Origin of the sequence: Epilithonimonas hispanica, assembly GCF_003385395.1 — a bacterium.
GTDB classification, from domain to species: domain Bacteria; phylum Bacteroidota; class Bacteroidia; order Flavobacteriales; family Weeksellaceae; genus Epilithonimonas; species Epilithonimonas hispanica.
This window is the reverse complement of record NZ_QNUG01000094.1, coordinates 1-2,664: the sequence shown is the minus strand read 5'-3', so window position 1 is coordinate 2,664 and position 2,664 is coordinate 1. Positions and strand designations below refer to the sequence as shown.

The window sequence follows — 2,664 nt, the reverse complement described above, 5'->3', positions numbered from 1 at the left end:
TTTCTTTTTGTAAGCACTTCCTGCCACAAAGAAATCAAATCCGAAAAAGGAGGAATCGATGTTGTCTCCAATGTATATTTTGATGTTTCCAAAAATCTGGACAAAATCCAAAGTTTTCATTTGTCAAGCCTTAATTATTCGGGAGATTCTATTATAGAAAGGATTCCGGATGCTGATGCTCCCGAAATAACCCAACAGATTTATTTCATTAAAGATTCATTGTGCTATACCATTGAAGATGAAAATCCCGGCAAAATTATTCTGTCAGACATCATAAAGAAACAAAAGCCGCTTTCGGTTGAAGAGAAAAAAGTAGGAACATTGTTTTCTCAGGAAAAAATCCCCAATTACAGAAACAGAAAGAATCTTAGTGATACGGTTTTGTTTAAGAAAAAATACAAACGGTTTGAAATCAACTCACCTTGGATGTACACCCGGTTTTACATTTATCCGACCGATACTATCTTACCGTACTCTATTTACAAACACGCGGAAAATGACTACCACGGAAGGCTCGAAAGGATTGATTCTTACAATAAAAAGACGGACATATTCGTGACGCTTCAATTAATATCAAGGAAAAACTGGGACAGTGAAGCCAAAGAAATTTTTGAATTTAACCACTTCATAAAAAACAGAAAAAAGTGAAAGATGAAGATTTTTTTAATGAGATAAATGATGACATTTCTGTAGTTGAAGGAAATAAAAAGGAACTTATTGTTTTCACAAACAGTAAGGATATGCTTTCATTCTTGGAGCTTCTTCAAATGAATAAGAAAGTCAATAATAGAACATTGATTACGCTTAATTCCGGTTCAAATAGCAAAAAGTTCCTCAATAGATATCAGAATTATGATGGTAAAATGTTTCTTTGTCTTACCGGGGACAGAACGGGAAATGCAATAACCATGAAAATTCTTACAGAATTTAATGGCAAAAATATCAAAGACGTTCGTCCGTTGTATGAAATTTCTGAAAATGGGAATCAAGACCTAAGCGAATATTTAGACAATAAACTCAATCGTCAAGATAAAAATACTAATTTAGTTGAACCAAAAATTTCTGAAAATGAAAGCAATGCAATTGAATCCGGAAGAACATCCGATTCTCAGCAAGTGGGAAACGGAACACCTGAACAACACACTGGAGAACTTGGCTCAAAAAACCAATCCGAGCAAATCGGAAGTTACGGAAGCGGACAATCATTGGGCAGCAACAATGCTGGAAATGGACTTGCAGGCACAGAGCGGAGCAATTTGGGAAACAGAGACCGAGAAAGAGGATCCGATGGTGGAACACAATCGAAAAATGCTCAAAAAAATGAGGGAAGAGAACATTCCTTGGGCGGAATCATATCCGGGAGACCTGTATCCGATAGACGAAGATCCGAAGGAAGATTTTCCGAGGTAAGCGAAAATTCAACAAATTATGTAGAGCTTGATGCTCTCATTTCAAGATATAAAGACCGAAAACTGAATAATGAACAAGTTGCAGAATTGGTTTCCGCAGCTTGTTTTGTTTCTGACGACCACAAAATCTTTCTAAAGGAAAATCTTAACATCACTGATAATTTAAAAGTAATCTGCAACCAATTCCAAAGTGGTGGAACTTCAAAAGAGGGTAGAGGGATTTTAGATGAATACTACACGCAGGATAAAATCGTTGATGCCGTCCGTAATTTAATCAAAGACCATTTCAAAACCCAAAAAGAAATTTCTATTTTAGAACCTAGTATTGGAACCGGAAATTTCATTTATGCTACTCACCGATTATCTGTAAATTCTAAAATTACAGGTTTTGAAATCAACGAGACCACCGCAAAAATTGCCAAAATTCTACATCCCGAGGCGGACATTAATCTTCGTTCGTTTGAAACTGAATTTATTGATGATCGAGGTAATAGAAAAGACTCAAAAGATTTTTCAGAAAAGTATGATTTGGTCATCGGGAATCCGCCCTATGGTGAACATCGGGGACTTTACAAGGGGTTGGGAGAGGAGCCTAAAATTTCAAAATACGAAGATTATTTCGTTAAACGGTCTTTGGATTCACTAAAACCTAATGGAGTTTTGGCAATGGTACTTCCATCATCTTGGCTGAACCGTCGAAGCAATTTAAAAAATGCCAATATTCTGGAAGGTTTCCGCTTACCCAATGGAGCTTTTGCAGGAACACAAATCGGAACCGACATTATCATTCTAAGAAAAAACACTCAAAATATCTCTACTGATATTTCTAATTATTTCGATGATAACCCAGCAAGAATTTTGGGTGAAACCCGAGAGAAAACCAACCGGTTCGGGCGATTAGAAAAATATATTCGCGGAAATTTAGATGAAGCTTTATTTAAGATTGACCAGTTTAAAAATAGGATAGAAACCCAACGGATCGGAAATCTGTTTGAAGATTTGTTTTTAGAGGAAGAAGCTAAAGTTGAAAATAAAGTTTCTGTACCCAAAAAAGGAAATACAGAAATCGAAGATTCTACGAGGATTGAAAACCAAAATGAAAATGAAGTAAATGTAATAGAAACTCAAGAAAAAATTGAACTGGTACTTTCTAAATTCAATAACATCAAGTTTAAATCTCCCACAATTACGAATGAAATTAGCAAGTATGAAAAACTGCGCGAAGATCTAATCACAAAGCCGACATCGTTTTCAG

General features: G+C 35.7%; 2 protein-coding genes. Both read left to right on the top strand.

What is annotated here, in order from left to right:
* The coding region (locus DRF58_RS17875) for a hypothetical protein (protein WP_116037297.1) at window positions 1–648 on the top strand (648 nt) is incomplete at its 5' end.
* The coding region (locus DRF58_RS17870; RefSeq protein ID WP_245955603.1) for an HsdM family class I SAM-dependent methyltransferase at window positions 645–2,664 on the top strand (2,020 nt) is incomplete at its 3' end. The genes DRF58_RS17875 and DRF58_RS17870, both read left to right, overlap by 4 nt.